This window comes from Bartonella sp. AP331QHHD (genome assembly GCF_042195905.1).
Lineage (GTDB): Bacteria > Pseudomonadota > Alphaproteobacteria > Rhizobiales > Rhizobiaceae > Bartonella.
Genome location: NZ_JBHIPG010000033.1, coordinates 1 through 2,157, shown reverse-complemented (window position 1 = coordinate 2,157; position 2,157 = coordinate 1). Strand labels below are relative to the sequence as shown.

The following is a 2,157-nucleotide window of genomic DNA, read 5'->3' as shown; positions in this document are numbered from 1 at the left end:
CATCGTTCGCTCCAGTGCCATCCGACACTCCTGTAATCTTTTTACCCCCAGCATCTATCCCAGAAATGATTATTTTCGGTCCACCTGTAATCACTAAGCCTGTTGCATCTAAGGTACTGTTTCCTGCAGTTACTTTATTGACTGCAATATCCTTAGCTAGATCAAATTTTATATTATTATTATCTTTGCCTTTGCTAATTTGAAGATTTGTACTTCCAGCGGAAAAATCTACCGCGCTGTCCATGATAACGGTCTTAGCATCCTTACCCCCAACAGATAGTTTCCAACCACCATTTCTTACGACACTTTCTAAGTCTTTTAACTGTACAACATTTACTGCATCAGTAGGCTCACTACCAGCCGCTACACCTGTAATCTGCCGCGTTATTCCTTTATCAGTATCACCAACACTCACGGCACCTTTCGTACTTTTCCATTGCGCTTCAGTGTTTTTTGTCGGCCCCTGCAACAAAGAAGTATAGCCAAACTTACCAGCAGCCCTATTAGCTACAGAATCTCTCCCTATAGCAACGCCATCTTTCACCGAAACCACAGAATCGGCACCTATAGCGATAGCTCCCTCTCCCTCTGCTTTCGAATAAAATCCAAGAGAAATAGCATGCTTACTAAGTGCCTGTGCACGATGACCAACAGCAGTCGAACCATACCCCAAAGCCTTAGAAACAGCACCCACAGCCGTTGAATAATCACTCCCCGCAATTGTATGATCGTCCGGACCTTTACCTGGATTATATTCGGAACCTATTGCGACACTGCTTGTTCCCATAGCGTGAGACATGTAACCTATAGCAATAGCATCATCCTTGTTTTGTGTCTGAGCTTTATAGCCTATAGCAATACCTCTCTTTCCCTTTACAGATGCATCATCACCTATAACAACAGTGTCACTCGCTCGCGTATCTCGTTGCATTCCCTCAGTTGCACCACTCCGCAAAAGGTCAGAAACATTAACAGGGGTTGCATTCTCATTATTCCCTGCAAACTGTTGGGCTGTAGAGCTATCACGAACAAGCGACCGTGGACTAATGAGAGACTTTTTATATTGCTCGTCTGTATCTAGGGTTCTGACCAATAAATTTTTGCTATCGTCCGCAAGAACATTTACGATAGAACTCTTATCGCTCTTACCAGAAAGGGTTTTGGTTAAAAAATTTGCGTAATCTTCAGAAGCATTCAAACCAGCAACAGAGAGAATGCTTTGTGGATAAGACACGCCGGGACTTTTTACACCTTCAAGAAACGTGTTTCTAAAATCAGGATTTGCTGAAAAAACAGGCGTAACATTCGATAAGAATGTAGCCGCTATAGCCAACGAAAGAACTTTAACAAAAGAAAAACGAGAACGTTTTAATTCACTCGCAGCTTGTGGGGCATATAATTTTTTCATAACAAACTCTCCAATGAAAAAACTTAAAAACACCTCCAAAACATAAAAAAGACACATTTTAGCATTATTGATCTCTTTGGAATTCAGAGTAGAGGATCATTGCTTAGAGTGTGAACATTTTGAGTCTTTAGTTTTGTTTTGTTTGTGCTCTCTGTATTGAGATCTAAATGCTTGTCTTTTTGATTATGTTTTGTGGACATAAAGATGACACATTTAGAGTCTAAGTTTTTTAGTGTGCTGTTTTTTCTAACTAAAAAGGGGTCTTTATATTTAATATTACATTTTACTTGGTAGTGGTTACTATAAAATCCTTTGTACTAGGTTTTAGTATGTATTTTCCTAACTATAGACTTTATTTTTATTAGAAAGCATGGTTTTATTAATAATAAGTAAAGTAAAAAGAAATTGTAATATGTCCGGAATATATTCTTCTTTGGATAACTGGCTTTTTAGTTGGATTTTTTCTTTTTAATATATCATATAATGATATATGCGTGGTCCTGTGATGTACCTTTTATCTTTACGCACTACTTATCCCCCCTTTGAATTATTTTATCAAAATGAGTCTTACTAATATACATTTTCATACAGCTATAGGCTGTTCAAGAAAATAGCAACATAAAAATATAACTTTTTAGCAATATGGATTCTACTGTGATCTTTTTTCAACAAAATATAGAAAATCTTCTATAAAACCTCACAGTCTATAGCCTCATCAAATATTATGCTTATCTCTAGATAAATACTGT

At 37.4% G+C, this 2,157-nt stretch carries 1 pseudogene; it reads right to left on the bottom strand.

The features are described from left to right. Positions 1-1,408, bottom strand: a pseudogene (locus ACFIMS_RS04255) (hypothetical protein); the annotation flags it as partial. Between the last annotated feature and the right edge of the window lie 749 nt (positions 1,409-2,157).